Annotated in this window: 14 protein-coding genes; 7 read left to right on the top strand and 7 right to left on the bottom strand. The window is 70.3% G+C overall.

The window, feature by feature from the left end:
• Window positions 1–101: 101 nt before the first annotated feature.
• Window positions 102–527 (top strand): helix-turn-helix domain-containing protein, encoded by a 426-nt coding sequence (locus tag WS46_RS06825; RefSeq protein WP_059689890.1) that lies wholly within the window; start codon window positions 102–104, stop codon window positions 525–527.
• An 87-nt stretch (window positions 528–614) separates the two neighbouring features.
• On the opposite strand, the gene WS46_RS06830 is transcribed toward WS46_RS06825, so the two are convergent.
• Together WS46_RS06830 and WS46_RS06835 are read right to left on the bottom strand one after the other, a co-directional pair.
• Entirely contained in the window at window positions 615–1,493 is an 879-nt protein-coding gene (locus tag WS46_RS06830) for a helix-hairpin-helix domain-containing protein (protein WP_059689891.1), read from the bottom strand.
• A 186-nt stretch (window positions 1,494–1,679) separates the two neighbouring features.
• Window positions 1,680–3,230: a sigma-70 family RNA polymerase sigma factor gene (locus WS46_RS06835; RefSeq protein ID WP_059689892.1), complete on the bottom strand. Its 1,551-nt coding sequence runs from the start codon at window positions 3,228–3,230 to the stop codon at window positions 1,680–1,682.
• 309 nt (window positions 3,231–3,539) lie between these two features.
• Here WS46_RS06835 and WS46_RS06840 point away from each other — a divergent pair, with 309 nt between their 5' ends.
• Both WS46_RS06840 and WS46_RS06845 read left to right on the top strand, forming a co-directional pair.
• A complete protein-coding gene (locus WS46_RS06840) occupies window positions 3,540–3,965 on the top strand; it encodes a hypothetical protein (protein WP_059689893.1) in 426 nt (141 codons plus the stop codon).
• 33 nt (window positions 3,966–3,998) lie between these two features.
• Complete coding sequence (locus WS46_RS06845; protein WP_059689894.1) at window positions 3,999–4,820, top strand: SH3 domain-containing protein; 822 nt, start codon at window positions 3,999–4,001, stop codon at window positions 4,818–4,820.
• Window positions 4,821–4,936: 116 nt separating this feature from the next.
• Here WS46_RS06845 and ilvD read toward each other — a convergent pair whose 3' ends face one another.
• The 4 genes from ilvD to WS46_RS06865 all read right to left on the bottom strand — a co-directional run bounded on the left by ilvD (window position 4,937) and on the right by WS46_RS06865 (window position 11,367).
• Window positions 4,937–6,796 (bottom strand): dihydroxy-acid dehydratase, encoded by a 1,860-nt coding sequence (gene ilvD, locus WS46_RS06850; protein ID WP_059689895.1) that lies wholly within the window; start codon window positions 6,794–6,796, stop codon window positions 4,937–4,939.
• Between the two features lie 266 nt (window positions 6,797–7,062).
• Window positions 7,063–8,085 (bottom strand): Ldh family oxidoreductase, encoded by a 1,023-nt coding sequence (locus tag WS46_RS06855; protein ID WP_059690205.1) that lies wholly within the window; start codon window positions 8,083–8,085, stop codon window positions 7,063–7,065.
• Window positions 8,078–9,670 (bottom strand): aldehyde dehydrogenase (NADP(+)), encoded by a 1,593-nt coding sequence (locus tag WS46_RS06860; RefSeq protein WP_059689896.1) that lies wholly within the window; start codon window positions 9,668–9,670, stop codon window positions 8,078–8,080. Before WS46_RS06860 ends, WS46_RS06855 begins: the two co-directional genes overlap by 8 nt.
• Window positions 9,671–9,741: 71 nt before the next feature.
• Window positions 9,742–11,367, bottom strand: a complete 1,626-nt coding sequence (locus WS46_RS06865; RefSeq protein ID WP_059689897.1) for an APC family permease — start codon at window positions 11,365–11,367, stop codon at window positions 9,742–9,744.
• Between the two features lie 605 nt (window positions 11,368–11,972).
• Here WS46_RS06865 and WS46_RS06875 point away from each other — a divergent pair.
• The 4 genes from WS46_RS06875 to WS46_RS06890 are packed head-to-tail and all read left to right on the top strand — an operon-like array spanning window position 11,973 to window position 15,524.
• Window positions 11,973–12,905, top strand: coding sequence for a 4-hydroxyproline epimerase (locus WS46_RS06875; protein ID WP_059689898.1), 933 nt, complete (start codon window positions 11,973–11,975; stop codon window positions 12,903–12,905).
• Entirely contained in the window at window positions 12,902–14,029 is a 1,128-nt protein-coding gene (locus WS46_RS06880) for an FAD-binding oxidoreductase (protein WP_059689899.1), read from the top strand. The genes WS46_RS06875 and WS46_RS06880 overlap by 4 nt, the downstream gene beginning before the upstream one ends.
• Window positions 14,026–14,259, top strand: coding sequence for a 2Fe-2S iron-sulfur cluster-binding protein (locus WS46_RS06885; RefSeq protein ID WP_059689900.1), 234 nt, complete (start codon window positions 14,026–14,028; stop codon window positions 14,257–14,259). The genes WS46_RS06880 and WS46_RS06885 overlap by 4 nt, the downstream gene beginning before the upstream one ends.
• A complete protein-coding gene (locus tag WS46_RS06890; RefSeq protein WP_059689901.1) occupies window positions 14,256–15,524 on the top strand; it encodes an FAD/NAD(P)-binding oxidoreductase in 1,269 nt (422 codons plus the stop codon). Before WS46_RS06885 ends, WS46_RS06890 begins: the two co-directional genes overlap by 4 nt.
• A 46-nt stretch (window positions 15,525–15,570) precedes the next feature.
• Here WS46_RS06890 and WS46_RS06895 read toward each other — a convergent pair whose 3' ends face one another.
• Window positions 15,571–16,515, bottom strand: a complete 945-nt coding sequence (locus WS46_RS06895; protein WP_059689902.1) for a LysR substrate-binding domain-containing protein — start codon at window positions 16,513–16,515, stop codon at window positions 15,571–15,573.
• Window positions 16,516–16,577 lie beyond the last annotated feature (62 nt).

Here is a 16,577-nt window from a genome sequence, read left to right on the forward strand (position 1 = left end):
CGGCGCCCGACGACCCGGCGCCGGCGGTTCATGGCGGTCCAGGCTTGTATCGAAGGAGTCGAGCGGCTATCTTGCGACTTCAAGTTCACTTGAGATCGAGCATGAGCCGTCTGGACATCGCCGAAGTCGCGCGCCGCTCGGGCCTGCCCGCGTCGACGCTGCGCTACTACGAGGAAAAGGGATTGATCGTGGCGAACGGCCGTCACGGGCTGCGGCGCCAGTACGACGAGTCGGTGCTGGAGCGTCTTGCGCTGATCGCGCTCGGCCGTGAGGCCGGCTTTTCGCTGGACGACATCCTCGCGATGTTCGGCGCGGACGGCCGGCCCGCGATCGATCGCGCGAAGCTCGACGACAAGGCCGACGAGCTCGACCGTACGATCCGCCGTCTCGGCGCGGTGCGCGACGCGTTGCGGCACGCGGCCGTCTGCCCGGCGCCGAGTCATCTCGAGTGTCCGTCGTTCCGCAAGCTGCTGCGCATCGCGGCGCATCGGCATCCGGCGCGCCGCACGAAGACGGAAGGCGCGTAAGCGGTCAGGCGGTCCGGTTTGCCGGAGCGTGGCCGCTCGAGCGCGTCACGAGGCGGCCGTACCGCCACGGCTGGCGTGCCGAGCGCCTCATCCCGCGTAATACACGCGGCATTCCATCTCGCGTCCGCGCACGATGCGCTTGCCGACGAGCGACCCGAGCGTTTCGGTGACGACGGTCCGCTGGTTCTCGCATTGCAACGCATCATAGAAGTAGAGCGCGACCCAGTCCGCGGTGCGCCCCGACTCTTGCGGGCGCACGGGATACGGGCACAGCGCGGTGAAATGCCAGCCGCCTTTCGTCATGTGCATCACGGGCGGCTGAATGCTCACGTCAGCGTTCAGCCGGCGCGACACGAGCGTGGGCAGGATGCCGGCGGCGGCCTTGTTGCGGTACAGGCGGTCGATGTACAGCAGCAGTTCGACGGGCGGCTCGGTGCCGAGGCTGGCGTCGCGCGCGTGGCCTTGCCAGCGCCGGCGCCGGCTCAGCACGTCGTCGAGCGCCGCGCGGATGCCGGCCGCGCGCCGCGGGCCGACGCCCGGAATCGCTTCGAGCTGGCCGCTACGGGCCGCGCGTTCGAGATCCTCGAGCGTATCGATGTGCAATTGGTCGTGAATCCGCAGCGCGAGCGCGTGGCCGATGCCCGGCACGGCTTCGAATGCGGACGCGCGCTCCGCGTCGCCGCGCAGCCGGTCGAGCAGCCGCCAGCGTCCGGTCACCAGCAGTTCGGCGATCGCCTCTGCGACGCCGGTGCCGACTTCCGGCAGTGCGTCGAGCGCATCGACGCCGCCCGCGTCGAACCGCTTGCGGATACCGTCTTCGAGCGACTCGATCGTATCGGCCGATGCCCGGTAGGCGGCAACCCGATAAGGATTCGCGCCCTGGTCGGCAAGCAACTGCGCGGCCTCGCGCAGGCAGGCCGCGATCTGCCGGTTTTCCTCGTGTGTTTGGCCGATGGTCGTTTGCATGTGCGGAGCCCGGAGATGTGCAAACGGAATGGACACGGCGCGCAACGCCCCGGCCCACCTCTTATTTCAGCACATTGTCACGGCAAGCGACGAGCAAAAATTGATGTGCGTCAACGGCAAACGTTGCACGGGCGGGACCGGTCCCGCGCGCGTTCGTGCCGGCGTGCAGCACGAGCGCGCGACCCGTTACGCGTCGAGGAACGACTGCGCGCCCTCGGCCTCCGCGGCCATGCGCAGCGTGGCGAGCGCGCGCTTCTCGATCTGCCGCACGCGTTCGCGCGACATTCCTGCGTCCTGCGCGATCGCATCGTAGGTGTCGGGCTCGGCGCCGCCGAGGCCGAACCGCCGGCGCAGCACGTCGGCCTCGGCCGGCGTGACCGAGCGCAGCAGCGACGTCACGCATTCGCGCATGCGCGTGTCGGCCAGACGCTCGAACGGGCTCGCCGATGCCTGGTCCTCGAGCAGGTCGACGAGGCCGGTATCCGCGTCGGGCAGCGGCGTGTCGAGCGACAGCGGCTCGGCAGGCAGCGCGAGCACGGCGCGCAGCTTGTCCTCGGCGAGCCCGGTCTCGGCCGCGAGTTCGGCCGGCGTCGCGCGGCGGCCCGTGCGCTGGCGAAAGCGCAGCGCATGGCGCTGCACGCGCTGGTACTGGTCGCCGACGTGCACGGGCACGCGGATCGTGCGCGAGCGGTCGGCCACCGCGCGCGCGACCGCCTGCCGGATCCACCAGGTCGCGTAGGTCGAGAACTTGAAGCCGCGCCGGTATTCGAACTTCTCGATCGCGCGCATCAGGCCGAGGCAGCCGTCCTGCACGAGATCGGGCAGGTCGACACCGCGGTTCATGTACTTGCGCGCGATCGACAGCACGAGGCGCAGGTTCGCCTCGAGCATCGCGCGCGTACCGTCGCGCACTTTTTGCTGGCCGTCGCTCAGCGCGGCGCCGAGCGCGCGCCGCGCGACCGGATCGAAGCACGCGGCATCGGCGCCCGCGGTGGCGTCCGCTCCGGCTTCGACCGGGGAAGTGGCGAGCGCGCGCACGACGCGGCTCGCTTCGTCGACGGCCGGTGCAACCCATGCGAGCGAACCGAGCAGCGCGGCCAGGCGGTTGCGCGCGTCGCGATACTCGGCCGAGCGGCAGCCCTGCGCGTGCAATGCGTCGCGCACGGCCGCAACCGCGCCTTGAAGCGTGTCGTAGCGCGCAGGCGCCGGTGCGTCATCGCCGTCGTCGCCTTCGTCGGTGGCCGCGGCGGTTGCACGCGTTGCGGCATGGCGCGCGAGCAGCGCCTCGACGGCCGCCGGACAGCCGGCGAGCGCGTGCAGGATCTGATGGCGGCCCGTTTCGATCTCGCGGGCAAGCACGATTTCGTCCTCGCGCTTGAGCAGCGGCACCGCATGGATGCGCCGCATGTAGAGGGCGAGCGGATCGGTCGATGCGCCGGTGCCGCGCGCGAGATCGCCAAGCAGCGCGCGGCCCTCGTCGAGGGCGTCGCGATCGACGTCGACCGGTGCCGCGCCCGTGAACGGCGCCGGCGCGACGGGCTCGTCGAGCACGGCGATGCCGATGTCCGCGAGCGCGGCGCGCACGACGTCCAGCGCGTCGGGGCTGTCGCTTTCCGGCGGCAGCGCGTCGACGAGGTCGGCGTGCGTCAGATAACCCTGTTCGCCGGCGAGCGCCAGCAGCTGGATGATCGGATCGAGGGGCGTGTCCGCCCGAAGCGTGGGGCGTGGCGTAGTCATGTCGATGGCGGCGCGAGCCGCGCTCCTGTCTGGGCGGGCCGAAGTCCGCGGGTTTCAGGCCCCCGGGGGCCGCGAACACCCGTCCGCGCCGGCCAGCCTGATTCGATATTCAACTTGAGGGCATTTGCGCCAACTTCAACGCCGGCGTGGCTGACGCGCGCGCATGCGGCATGCCCGCGCGGTCGCGCCCCGTTCTTGTTGCCGCGAAACAAAAAGTAACGGATCAAACCCGCAGAAATATGCGGGGGACGTAAGCTAGAGTCAGGCGCGCGCCACGCGGCGACGCACCGATTCCCTGCGGAGCCTCGAATGAACCCGATTCCCGCCGCGCGGCCTGCCGTCATGGCGCTGGCCATGTTCGCGCTGAGCGGCTGTTATTACACCGGCCCATACGGCTATGCGCCGTATTACGCACCCGTGCCTGCCACGGTGTCGCAGCGAGAGATCCCGGTGGCACCGGCAACCGCCGCACCGGTCGCGCCGTCGACGCCCGCGGTGCCGCCGCCGGCAGACGATTACGCTTACGTACCGGCCCCGGTATATGTCGCGCCGGCCTATGTGCCTTACCCTGCCTACTATCCCGCGTACTACCCGGGCTGGTATGGGCCGCCCGTCACGATCGGCCTCGGTTTCTGGGGGCATTGGGGCGGCGGCTACCGGGGCGGATACTGGCACCGTCCATGGGGCGGCGGTCACTGGGGCGGCGGGCATGGGGGCGGGGGGCATCGACACTGACCGACGCGCGGTGGCACCGCGCGGGAGAGCATCATGAGCAACACGATCATCCGAAGTTTGTGCGTCGTCCTGTTCGGCATTGCCGCGGTGCCGGGCATCGCCGACGCGCAAAGCAGCGCCTACACGAACTCGCCGGCCGAAATCTATGCGGGGCCGGCGCCCGATTATCCGGTCGTCGCGCAGGTTCCGCCCGGCACCGCGCTGGACGTGTTCGGCTGCCTGAGCGACTACTCGTGGTGCGACGTCGCGCTGCCGGGCGTGCGCGGCTGGATCGACGCGGAGCAGCTCGACTATCCGTATCAAGGCAATTACGTGCCGTTGCTCGAATACGGCGCGATCATCGGCGTGCCGGTGACCGGCTTCGCGATCGGCGCGTACTGGGACCGCTACTACCGCCATAGGCCGTGGTTTCACGATCGCGACCGCTGGGAGCGTCGTGCCGAGCCGCGCATCGGCCCCGGCGGGATGCCGCCCGCTTACGGACACCCGCAGCCGGGCGGCCCGAATCAGCGCGCGCCGGGCGGTGGGGCGCCCGAGCGGCATGATGCACGGCCGTCGGCGACGCGCGGTGGCTGGAACGGCCCGAACCGCGCGCCGGCGCCACAACAGGCCGCACCCGCGCCTGCGCCGATGCCCGGCGCCCGTCAGCCGCAGCCGCAGCCGCAGCCGCAGCCGCCGGCGCAGCCGCCCGCACCGAGCGGTGGCGCGGCCCGGATGATGGCGCCGCCGACGTATCAGGGCGGCGGCGGTTACGGCGCACGGCCGCAAGGCGGTGGAAACACCGGCGGGAACCGCGGTGGTGGGAACCACGGCGGCGGTGGAGGCGGATGGGGCACCGACGAGTTCCGTCATTGATCGGCTGACGGCGCCGGTGCCGCGGCTTCGGGCCGGCGCCGGACGAAAAAAAGCCGCTCCGAGGAGCGGCTTCCGAATCACGCAGGCGGGCCGTTCGCGCGGCCCGTCGCCCGGTGTCAGTCGTCGAGCAGCGACAGGTCGCGCACGGCGCCCTTGTCGGCCGACATCACCAGCTTCGCATAGGCCTTCAGCGCCGCGGACACCTTGCGCGGGCGCGGTTGCGCCGGCTTCCAGCCCTTCGCGTTCTGCTCTTCGCGGCGACGCGCGAGTTCCTCATCCGACACCAGCACGTCGATCGTGCGATTCGGGATGTCGATGCGGATCCGGTCGCCGTCGCGCACGAGGCCGATTGCGCCGCCCGCTGCCGCTTCCGGCGAGCAGTGACCGATCGACAGGCCCGACGTGCCGCCCGAGAAGCGGCCGTCCGTCAGCAGCGCGCATGCCTTGCCGAGGCCCTTCGACTTGATGTAGCTCGTCGGGTACAGCATTTCCTGCATGCCGGGGCCGCCCTTCGGGCCTTCGTAGCGCACGATCACCACGTCGCCGGCCTTGACCTTGTCGTTCAGGATGTTCTCGACCGCTTCGTCCTGCGATTCGGTCACGTGCGCCGAACCCTCGAACACGAGGATGCTTTCGTCGACGCCGGCCGTCTTCACCACGCAGCCGTCGAGCGCGATGTTGCCGGTCAGCACGGCCAGGCCGCCTTCCTTCGAGAATGCATGCTCGTACGAGCGGATGCAGCCTTCGGCGCGGTCGAGGTCGAGGCTCGGCCAGCGCGTGTCCTGGCTGAACGCGACCTGCGTCGGGATCCCGGCCGGGCCGGCCAGGTAGAACGTGCGGACCGCTTCGTCGTCCGTGCGGACGATGTCCCACTGGTCGAGCGCATCCTTCAGCGTCGGCGCGTGCACGGTCGGCACGTCGGTGTGCAGCTTGCCGGCGCGGTCGAGCTCGCCGAGGATCGCCATGATGCCGCCCGCGCGGTGCACGTCCTCGATGTGGTACTTGTTCGTGTTCGGCGCGACCTTGCACAGCTGCGGCACGATGCGCGACAGGCGATCGATGTCCTTCATCGTGAAGTCGATGCCGGCTTCCTGCGCGATCGCCAGCAGGTGCAGGATCGTGTTGGTCGAACCGCCCATCGCGATGTCGAGCGTCATCGCGTTCTCGAACGCCTTGAAGCCGACCGAGCGCGGCAGCACGCGCATGTCGTCCTGCTCGTAGTGCTGGCGGGTCAGCTCGACGATGCGGCGGCCGGCGCGCTTGAACAGCTGCTCGCGATCCGCGTGCGTCGCGACGACCGTGCCGTTGCCGGGCAGCGACAGGCCGAGCGCCTCGGTCAGGCAGTTCATCGAGTTCGCGGTGAACATGCCCGAGCACGAACCGCAGGTCGGGCAGGCCGAGCGCTCGACTTCGGCGACGTCGGCATCCGAATACGACTGGTCGGCCGCGATCACCATCGCGTCGACGAGGTCGAGCTTCTTCAGTTCGACGGTCTTGGTGAGCGGGTTCGCGAGGCGCGTCTTGCCGGCTTCCATCGGGCCGCCCGACACGAAGATCACCGGAATGTTGAGGCGCATCGCGGCCATCAGCATCCCCGGCGTGATCTTGTCGCAGTTCGAGATGCACACCATCGCGTCCGCGCAGTGCGCGTTCACCATGTACTCCACCGAGTCGGCGATGATGTCGCGGCTCGGCAGCGAATAGAGCATGCCGTCATGGCCCATCGCGATGCCGTCGTCGACCGCGATCGTGTTGAATTCCTTCGCGACGCCGCCGGCGGCCTCGATCTCGCGCGCGACGAGCTGGCCGAGATCCTTCAGGTGCACGTGCCCGGGCACGAACTGCGTGAACGAGTTGACGACCGCGATGATCGGCTTCGAGAAATCGTCGTCTTTCATGCCGGTGGCGCGCCACAGCGAGCGCGCACCTGCCATGTTGCGGCCGGCGGTGGAGGTTTTGGAACGGTATGTGGGCATGGTGATGGCTGAAGAATTATCGCGAAAAAGGGTGGAGGCACGGGAATGGAGGCCTCTCGCGCGCCCGTGCGAACAACCTCTTGAGCTGCGCCCTGGGCAAACCCGTCGATTATCCCACAGCCGCCGGGCATGCGGCCGCCCGCGGGCGCGGGCGAGCGGGCGCCGGATTGGACGCCTGGATGCGGGCGCGGGACACGCCGGTCGAACCGGACGGCGGCTTCATCGCCCGTCCTGCCGGCGATGAAGCCGCGCCTGGCGATCGCGCGTCAGTCGAGCAGCGTCAGGATTTCGTCGTACAGCGCCTTCGGAATCCGCACGCCGTGCGCGATGCTGCGCGCGCGGGCGTCGAAGCGCCGCTGCGACGGCAGCCGCGCGCCTTGCCCGGTGATCGACGCGAACATCCGCTCGGCGCGCGCGAGGCCCGCGTCGAGATCGTCGCCGAGGAACACCTTCGGGTCGAATGCGATCACGAGCTCGCCGTGGCACGGCGTCGCGCCGACACCTTCGTCGAAGTCCATCGACTCCTGGCTCGTCATGTCGCCGATCAGCGCGCCGCCGAGCAGTTCGACCATCGCCGCGAGCGCCGAGCCCTTGTGCCCGCCGAACGTGCGCATCGCGCCCTGCAGCGCGGCCTTCGGATCGGTGGTCGGCTGGCCGTCGGCGTCGATCGCCCAGTGCGGCGGGATCGCCTTGCCCTGTTTCGCGTGCAGCTCGATGTCGCCGCGCGCGATCGCGCTCGTCGCGAAATCGAACACGAACGGCACGCCGTCCGGGCGCGGCCACGCGAACGCGATCGGGTTCGTGCCGAACACCGGCTCGCGGCCGCCTTCCGGCGCGACCCAGCTGTGGCTCGGGTTCATCGCGATGCCGACCAGCCCTTCGGCGGCGATCGCCTCGACCTCGGGCCACAGCGCCGAAAAGTGGTAGCAGTGGTTGATCGCCATCGCGGCGATCCCGTGCTGCTTCGCCATCTCGACGAGCACCGGCAGGCCGGTCTCGAAGCTCAGCAGCGAGAAGCCGCGATGGGCGTCGACCGCGACGATCGACGACGACAGCCGGCGCAGCGTCGGCACGGCTTGCGGGTCGACCTTGCCCTTCTTCAGCGAGCGCACGCACACGAGCAGCCGATACACGCCGTGCGAGTGGCACTCGTCGCGCTGGCCCTGCGTGATCACACCCGCGATCGCCCGCGCGTGCGCATCGGACAGCCCGTGGTGCGTCAGCACCCGCAGCGCGAGCGCATGGACCTCATCGAGCGACAGGACGACTTCGGCGAGCGGCTCAGACATCGCGCGCTTCCCGGGACGCCGGCACGCCGTCGATGCGTTGCGGCACATTCAGCGGGTTGCTGTTGCGGATGGCGTCGGGCAGCAGCGCGTCCGGCACGTCCTGGTACGACACGGGGCGCAGGAAACGCTCGATCGCGCGTGCGCCGACCGACGTCGTGCGCGTGTCGGACGTGGCCGGGAACGGACCGCCGTGCACCATCGCATGACCGACCTCGACGCCCGTGCCGAAGCCGTTGACGAGAATACGGCCGGCCTTGCGCTCGAGCGTCGGGCGCAGCGCGGCGAACAGCGCGGCGTCGCCGTCGGCAAGATGCGCGGCGATCGTCAATTGGCCTTCGAGCGACTTCAGCACGCGGTGCAGCGTGTCGGCATCCGGGCAGCGCACGATCAGCGATGCCGGACCGAACACTTCGTCACGCAGTTCGGGATGGGCGATGAATGCATCCGCCGAGGTCGCGAACAGCGCCGCGCGCGCCTGGAAGCGACCGCCTTCCACGCCTTGCGCCAGCAGTTCGACCGCGTCGTGCGCGCGCAGGGTGGCCACGCCTTGCGCATAGCTCGCGTGGATGTGCGGCGTCAGCATCGTCTGCGCGGCGGTCGCCTGCACGGCGGTGGCCGCCGCGGCTTCGAACGCGCGCAGCGCGGGGCCGTCGACGGCGAGCACGAGGCCCGGGTTGGTGCAGAACTGGCCGGCGCCGAGGGCGAGCGATGCGACGAACTGCGGCGCGATCGCGTCGTGGCGCGCGTCGAGCGCGGCCGGGAACAGCAGCACCGGGTTGATCGAGCTCATTTCCGCATAGACCGGAATCGGCTCGTGGCGCGCGGCCGCGATGTTCATCAGCGCGACGCCGCCGCGGCGCGAGCCGGTGAAGCCGACGGCCTTGATGCGCGGATCGGCGACGAGCGCCTGGCCGATTTCGCGCGACGCGTCGAACAGCAGCGAGAACACGCCGGCCGGCAGCCCGCACTCGCGCACGGCCTGCTGGATCGCGCGGCCGACGAGCTCGGACGTGCCCGGATGCGCGGAGTGCGCCTTGACGATCACCGGGCAGCCGGCGGCGAGTGCCGACGCGGTATCGCCGCCCGCGACCGAGAACGCGAGCGGGAAGTTCGACGCGCCGAATACGGCGACCGGCCCGATCGCGACGTTGCGCAGGCGCAGGTCGACGCGCGGCAGCGGCTTGCGGTCCGGGCGGGCCGGATCGATGCGCGCATCGACGTAACCGCCGTCGCGCACGAGCGACGCGAACAGCGCGAGCTGGCCGACCGTGCGGCCGCGTTCGCCTTCGATGCGTGCGCGCGGCAGGCCCGTTTCGGTGACGCAGCGCTCGATCAGGTCGTCGCCGAGCGCCAGGATGTTGCGGCCGATCGCATCGAGAAACGCCGCACGTTGCTCGGGGCTCGTCTCGCGATACGTGTCGAAGGCTTCGTCGGCGAGCGCGCAGGCCGTCTCCAGGTCGTGCAGGCTCGCGCCGCCGAATGCGGGTTCGAGCGGTTCGCCGGTCGCGGCGGCGATCGCGTGAAGGGTGCCGTTCTGTCCGGCGATGGCCGACTGGCCGATCAGGAGCTGACCTGTGAGTTGCATGGGTTTTCCTCGGAAAATGCGGGGCCGGGCGTGGTGCGCCCGGCCGGAGTGAAAAGGGGAAAGCGGGTGCGTCAGTCTTCGTCGTCGTCGAGCTGCAGCTTGTCGGAGCGGATGCCGGTATTGGCGCCCCAGTAGTAGATGACGAGCGCGACGGCCGCGACGACGACCGTGTCGTACGGATGCGCGAGCTGGCCCGTGCCGCCGAAGCCGCCGAAGTAGGACAGCACGATCATGGCCGAGTAGAACGCGATCAGCCACGCGGACGAACGCACCTGCTCGGCGAGGCTCAGGTGCGCGGTCGGCACCCAGCGGCGGCACGCGAGATAGATCACGAACATGACGATCTGCAGGCCGAGCAGCCAGGACACCGTGCCCCAGCCCGACCAGTAGACGATCAGCGCGGCGATCACGAACGACGCGGGGCCGGTGATGCCGAACGCCACCGCGCGGAACGGCCGCGGCAGGTCGGGCGCGGTGCGGCGCAGCGCGGCGACCGACACGGGCGCGACCGCATAGCTCAGCACCAGCGCGGCCGACACGATGTTGATCAGCGCTTCCCACGACGGGAACGGCATGGTCCAGAAGATCGCGAGGCCGAACGTGAGCCACAGGCCCGCGCGCGGGATGCCCGATGCCTCGTCGACGCGCGTGAACACCTTGAAGAACGTGCCCGTCTTCGCCCAGCCGTAGACGACGCGCGGCGTCGCGTTCATGTAGATGTTGCCGCAGCCGCTCGGCGAGATCATCGCGTCGGCGACCACCATCACCGCGAGCCAGCCCACGCCGAGCGCGAGCGCGATGTCGCGGTACGGCAGCGAGAAGGCCTTGCTGACGTCGTGCCAGCCGGCGGCCAGCATGTCGGTCGGGATGCTGCCGATGAACGCGAGCTGCAGCAGCACGTAAATCAGCGTGGACAGCAGGATCGACAGGATCAGCGCGATCGGGATCGTGCGCTGCGGATTGCGCACTTCGCTCGCGACCGACACGATCGGCGTGAGGCCGAGGTACGCGAAGATGATGCCGCCGGCCGACACGGCCATCTCGATGCCCGGCATGCCGAACGGCGCGAAACCGTGCGCGGTGAGGTTGGCGGGCTTGAAGAACGTGAACAGCACCGCGATCACCGACAGCGGCACGATGAACTTGAAGATGCTGATGATGTTGTTCGCCTTCGCGAACGTCTTCACGCTCGAATAGTTCAGGTAAAAGAAGAAGCACAGCAGCGCGGCCTGCACGAGCCAGCCGATCGTCGTCGGGTCGCTCGATCCGGCCTTGGTGAGACCGGGAAACCATGCGGCCGCGTACTGGCGCGCGGCGACCACTTCGATCGCGATCAGGCTCGAGAACGCGATCAGCGTGATGAAGCCCATCAGGTAGCCGAGCAACGGGCCGTGCGAGAACACCGGGTAGCGGACCACGCCGCCCGCGCGCGGCAGCGCGGCGCCGAGCTCGCAGTAGACGATGCCGAGCAGCAGCACCGCGAAGCCGCCGAGCAGCCACGAGAAGATGCCGGCCGGGCCGGCGATCGTCGACACGTGACTCGCGGCGAACAGCCACCCCGAACCGAAGATCGCACCGAGGCCGATGAACGTCAGGTCGGTCAGCGACAGCTGCTTCTTGAACTTGCCGTGACCGCCGTCGGCGGGCACGGAACGGGAAAGCGGGACGGACGGGTGTGTGTTGCCTTGACCTGGCATGGGTTTGTCTCCTGGGAAATATCGGGGCAGGTGCGGCCTGCGCCGCGCTCCGACGGAGCAGCGGCGCAACACCTGCCGGCCGGCGTGCGACCGGTTCGAACGACCGCGAGGGCCGGGGCCCGCTCGAGTGCGGCGCGGGCAGGCGCCGCGGTGAACGGGCCCGTGCCGGCCATGCCGGACACGGAAGTGGCGATGCGACGGGGGGAGGCCGCCGCACCGCCGGGGGGAAACCGGTCAGCGGTTCGCGCGGTTCCGTTCGGCGCGGTGCGCGGCGTCGAAAGCGATGGAAGCGTCCGGTACGAACCGGTGGCTGAGGGCGGGGAAAACTCCGGTCCGCTGGATGGCGTTTCGGCTCACTGCAATCTCCTGCTTCGTATCGGTCGACGACAGGCGCGTCGACGTGCAACCAGTATCGCCGTGCAAACACCCATCACGCTTGAGCCGTATCGCGGAGCAAAATGACGAAATCGGCACAGTGGCCGCAAGGGCCGCGAAACGCGTTCCGCACTATGCCGATTTCGTCGCCGTCCTCATCGAAAAGCCACAAGCGGACGGACGCGCGACGGAGGAAGCTATGCTCCTTTCCCCACTTCGAACGGCTCATGATGAAGCGCATCCAGATCATCGATTCGCACACGGGCGGCGAACCCACGCGGCTCGTCGTGTCCGGTTTTCCCTCGCTCGGCAACGGCACGATGGCCGAGCGCCGCGACGTGCTCGCGCGCGAGCACGATCGCTATCGCACCGCGTGCATTCTCGAGCCGCGCGGCAGCGACGTGCTGGTCGGCGCGCTGCTGTGCGAACCCGTGTCGCCGGAGGCGGCGGCCGGCGTGATCTTCTTCAACAACAGCGGTTACCTCGGCATGTGCGGCCATGGCACGATCGGCGTGGTGCGCACGCTGCATCACATGGGCCGCATCGAGCCGGGCGTGCACCGGATCGAAACGCCGGTCGGCACCGTCGAGGCGACGCTGCACGACGACCTGTCGGTCAGCGTGCGCAACGTGCTCGCGTACCGCCATGCGAAGGCCGTCGACGTCGATGTGCCCGGTTACGGCCCCGTCAAGGGCGACATCGCGTGGGGCGGCAACTGGTTCTTCCTGATCAGCGATCACGGCCAGCGCGTGGCCGGCGACAACGTGGCGGCGCTGACCGCCTATGCGTCCGCGGTGCGTGCCGGGCTCGAACGCGCGGGCATCACCGGCGCGAACGGCGGCGAGATCGACCATATCGAACTGTTCGCGGACGATCCCGAGCACGACAGTCGCAGCTTCGTGCTGTGCCCGGGCCATGCGTACGACCGGTCCCCGTGCGGCACCGGCACGAGCGCGAAGCTCGCGTGCCTCGCGGCCGACGGCAAGCTCGAACCGGGCGTCGTGTGGCGTCAGGCGAGCGTGATCGGCAGCGTGTTCCAGGCGAGCTACGCGCAGGCCGACGGCGGCATCGTGCCGACGATTCGCGGCAGCGCGCACCTGAGCGCGGAAGCGACGCTGCTGATCGAGGAAGACGACCCGTTCGGCTGGGGCATCGTGTCGTGAGCGAGACCCGGACCGACGTCGTCGTGATCGGCGCCGGCATCGTCGGCGCGGCGTGCGCGCATGAACTCGCGCAGCGCGGGCTGCGCGTGCTCGTCGTCGACGACGCGAGCGGCGGCGCGACCGGCGCCGGCATGGGGCACCTCGTCGCGATGGACGACAACGCGGCGGAGCTCGCGCTGAGCCATTACTCGATCGAATTGTGGCGCGCGCTCGCCGGCGAGATGCCGGACGGCTGCGCGTACCGCAACTGCGGCACGCTGTGGCTCGCGGCCGACGCGCACGAAATGGACCTCGCGCGCACCAAGCAGGCGACGCTCGCCGCGCACGGCGTGGCGGGCGAGCTGATCGACGCGGCGACGCTCGCGCGGCTGGAGCCGATGCTGCGCGCGGGCCTCGGCGGCGCGCTGAAGATCCCCGGCGACGCGATTCTCTATGCGCCCGTCGCCGCGAGCTGGCTGTTGCAGCGCGCGCCGGGCATCACGTTGCGGCGCGATCGCGCGGTGGCGGTCGACGGTCCGAGCGTGACGCTCGCGAGCGGCGACACGCTGCGTGCGGAGCGCGTGGTCGTCGCGAACGGCGTCGCCGCGCGCACGCTGTTGCCTGAATTGCCATTGCGCCCGAAGAAGGGCCACCTGCTGATCACCGATCGTTACCCGGGCCAGGTGTCGCACCAGCTCGTCGAGCTCGGCTATGCGGCGAGCGCGCACGCGAGCGACGGCACGTCGGTCGCGTTCAACGTGCAGCCGCGGCCCACCGGCCAGCTGCTGATCGGCTCGTCGCGCCAGTTCGACACCGAGGACGCGCGCGTCGAGCCGCCGGTCCTCGCGCGCATGCTGCGCCGCGCGGCCGGCTACCTGCCGGATCTGGCCGACCTGAACGGAATTCGCGCATGGACGGGCTTCCGTTCCGCGAGCCCCGACGGTCTGCCGCTGCTCGGCGAGCATCCGGCGCGGCCGGGCGTATGGCTCGCGGTCGGGCACGAAGGGCTCGGCGTGACGACCGCGCCGGGCAGTGCGCGGCTCGTCGCCGCGCTGATGACCGGCGAACGGCCGCCCATCGACATCGAACCGTATTTGCCGGGACGTTTTCTGACGACGTCCCCCGTAGCCGGAGCGCTGACATGATCATTCATCTGGACGGCCGCGCGCTGACGGTGGCCGACGGCGCGACCGTCGCGGCCGCCGTCGCGGCGAGCGGCGACGACACGACGCGCGTGTCGTGCACGGGTGCGGCGCGCGCGCCGTTTTGCGGTATGGGCATCTGCCAGGAGTGCAGGATGACGATCGACGGCCGCCGTCGTCTGGCTTGCCAGACGCTGTGCCGCGAGGGGATGCGGGTGGAGCGCACGCGATGAAACAGGAACGACTGAGCGTCGACGTCGCCATCGTCGGCGCGGGCCCGGCCGGATTGTCGGCCGCGCGGGCCGCCGCACGAAGCGGCGCGACGATCGCGATCGTCGACGACAACCCGCGCGCGGGCGGGCAGATCTGGCGCCAGGCGGCGGCCGCGACGCCGGTGCCGGCCGCGGCGGAACGCCTTGCCGTGCTGCGTCGGCCGAACGTCACGCATCTGGCGGCCACGCGCATCGTCGCCGAGACGCAGCCGGGCACGTTGCTGCTGGAGGACGACGAGCGCGGGTTCCTGCTGGAATTCCGCACGCTGATCGTGTGCTGCGGCGCGCGCGAGCTGCTGCTGCCGTTTCCCGGCTGGACGCTGCCGGGCGTCACCGGCGCGGGCGGTCTGCAGGCGCTGATCAAGTATGGTCTCGACGTGCGCGGGCAGCGCACCGTGATCGCCGGCAGCGGCCCGCTGCTGCTCGCGAGCGCGGCGACGGCCCGGCAGGCCGGCGCGCAAGTGTCGCACGTGCTCGAACAGGCCGCGTGGAGCGATGTTGCCGGTTTCGGCGCGGGGCTGTGGCGCTGGCCGTCGAAACTCGCGCAGGCCGCGAAACTCGTCACAGCGGCTTATCGGCCCGGCGCACACGTCGTCGAAGCGTTCGGCGACAAGCGGCTCGAACGCGTGCGGATCCGGCAGGGCGAGCGTGAATTCGAGGTCGACTGCGACCGGCTCGCATGCGGCTTCGGCCTCGTGCCGAACACCGTGCTGCCGAGCCATCTCGGCTGCCGGATCGAGAACGGCGCGGTCGTGGTCGACGCGCACCAGCGCACGAGCCGCGACGGCTGTTTCGCGGCGGGCGAGTGCACGGGTGTCGGCGGCAGCGAACTGGCGATGGTCGAAGGCGAGATTGCCGGCTGCGCGGCCACCGGGCAGACGGCGCCGCTGGCCGGGCTGATTGCGCAGCGCGCGCGCTGGCAGGCATTCGCGGACGCGGTGCGCGAACGCTTCGCGATCCGCGAGCCGATCCGCCGGCTCGCGCGGCCCGATACGCTGCTGTGCCGTTGTGAGGATGTGCGCTTCGACGCGGTCGCGCCGGCGCCCGGCTGGACGGCCGCGAAGCTGCAGACGCGCTGCGGGATGGGGGCATGCCAGGGCCGCGTGTGCGGTGCGGCCGCGCAGGTGCTGTTCGGCTGGACGCCGCCGGCGCCGCGCACGCCGCTCGTGCCCGCGCGGGTCGGCACGCTGATGCTGGACGACACGGCGTCCTGCGACGGCGCCTGACGCGCCAGGGCGAGGCGGCCCGGTTCGCAGCGGGCCGCCTTGCCGTTCATTCCGTCTTCACTTTCTCCCATCCGCCCACCTGCGGCGCCGCACAGGCACGCAGGCACTCGATCGCGGCGGCCACGGCCGCGCGATTCGCGCTGTCCGGATGCCAGTACATCGACACCGCGCCCTGGCCCTCGAGCCGCATCGGCAGGATGCGGATCGCGTTCAATTGCTCGAAGCGCCGCGCGGCACGATGCGAGGCGACGCCCAGCAGATCGGTGTTGTTCAGCAGCGTGAGGTTCAGGATCGACGAATTCGATTCGACGCAATGCGGCGGCTGCACGCGGCCGGCGGCCGTCAACGCGACCTGCAGCGCATTGTGCACGGGTGTGCCTGACGGCCAGACGATCCACGAGTGGGCCAGCACCTCGTCCCAGCCGACGGAGGCAGCGCCGACGAGCGGATGATCGGGCCGCGCGACGAACACCACCGGATCGACGTACAGCGCTTCGGCATGCAGGTGCGGATCGACAGACGCGGAGCCCGAGCGGCCGACGACGATGTCGAGTTCGCCGCGCGCGAGTTGCGGCATCAGCTGATTCATCGTGCTCTCGGTGAGTCGCACCTGTGCGCGCGGCATCCGCTTCAGCAACTGCGACACGGCGAGCGGCACGGTATCGGCCGCCGCGACGCCCGACGTGCCGATCGTGACCAGGCCGCTGCCGCCTTCGCGCAGCGCGGCCATGTCGTCGCGAGCGACGTCGAGCTGCGCCTCCACACGGCGCGCGTGCTCGATCAGCGCATCGCCGTAGGCCGTCGGCCGCAGGCCGCGCGCGTGCCGCTCGAACAGCGGCAGCCCGACATCCTCTTCCAGTTCCTTCAGCCACTTCGACAGCGCGGGCTGGGTGGTCGCCAGCGCCGTCGCCGACTGGCTCAGGTTGCCTGTGCTGGCCAGGCTCAGCAGCACCTGGAGGTGCCGCAATCGCAGCCGGTAGGTCCAGTCCATCGCGTGCTCCGTGTCGGAAGGTATATCCGAAATAATATGGATTAGATGATTTCGCCATTTTA

Origin of the sequence: Burkholderia sp. RF4-BP95 (genome assembly GCF_001521985.1) — a bacterium.
Classification (GTDB): domain Bacteria; phylum Pseudomonadota; class Gammaproteobacteria; order Burkholderiales; family Burkholderiaceae; genus Burkholderia; species Burkholderia diffusa.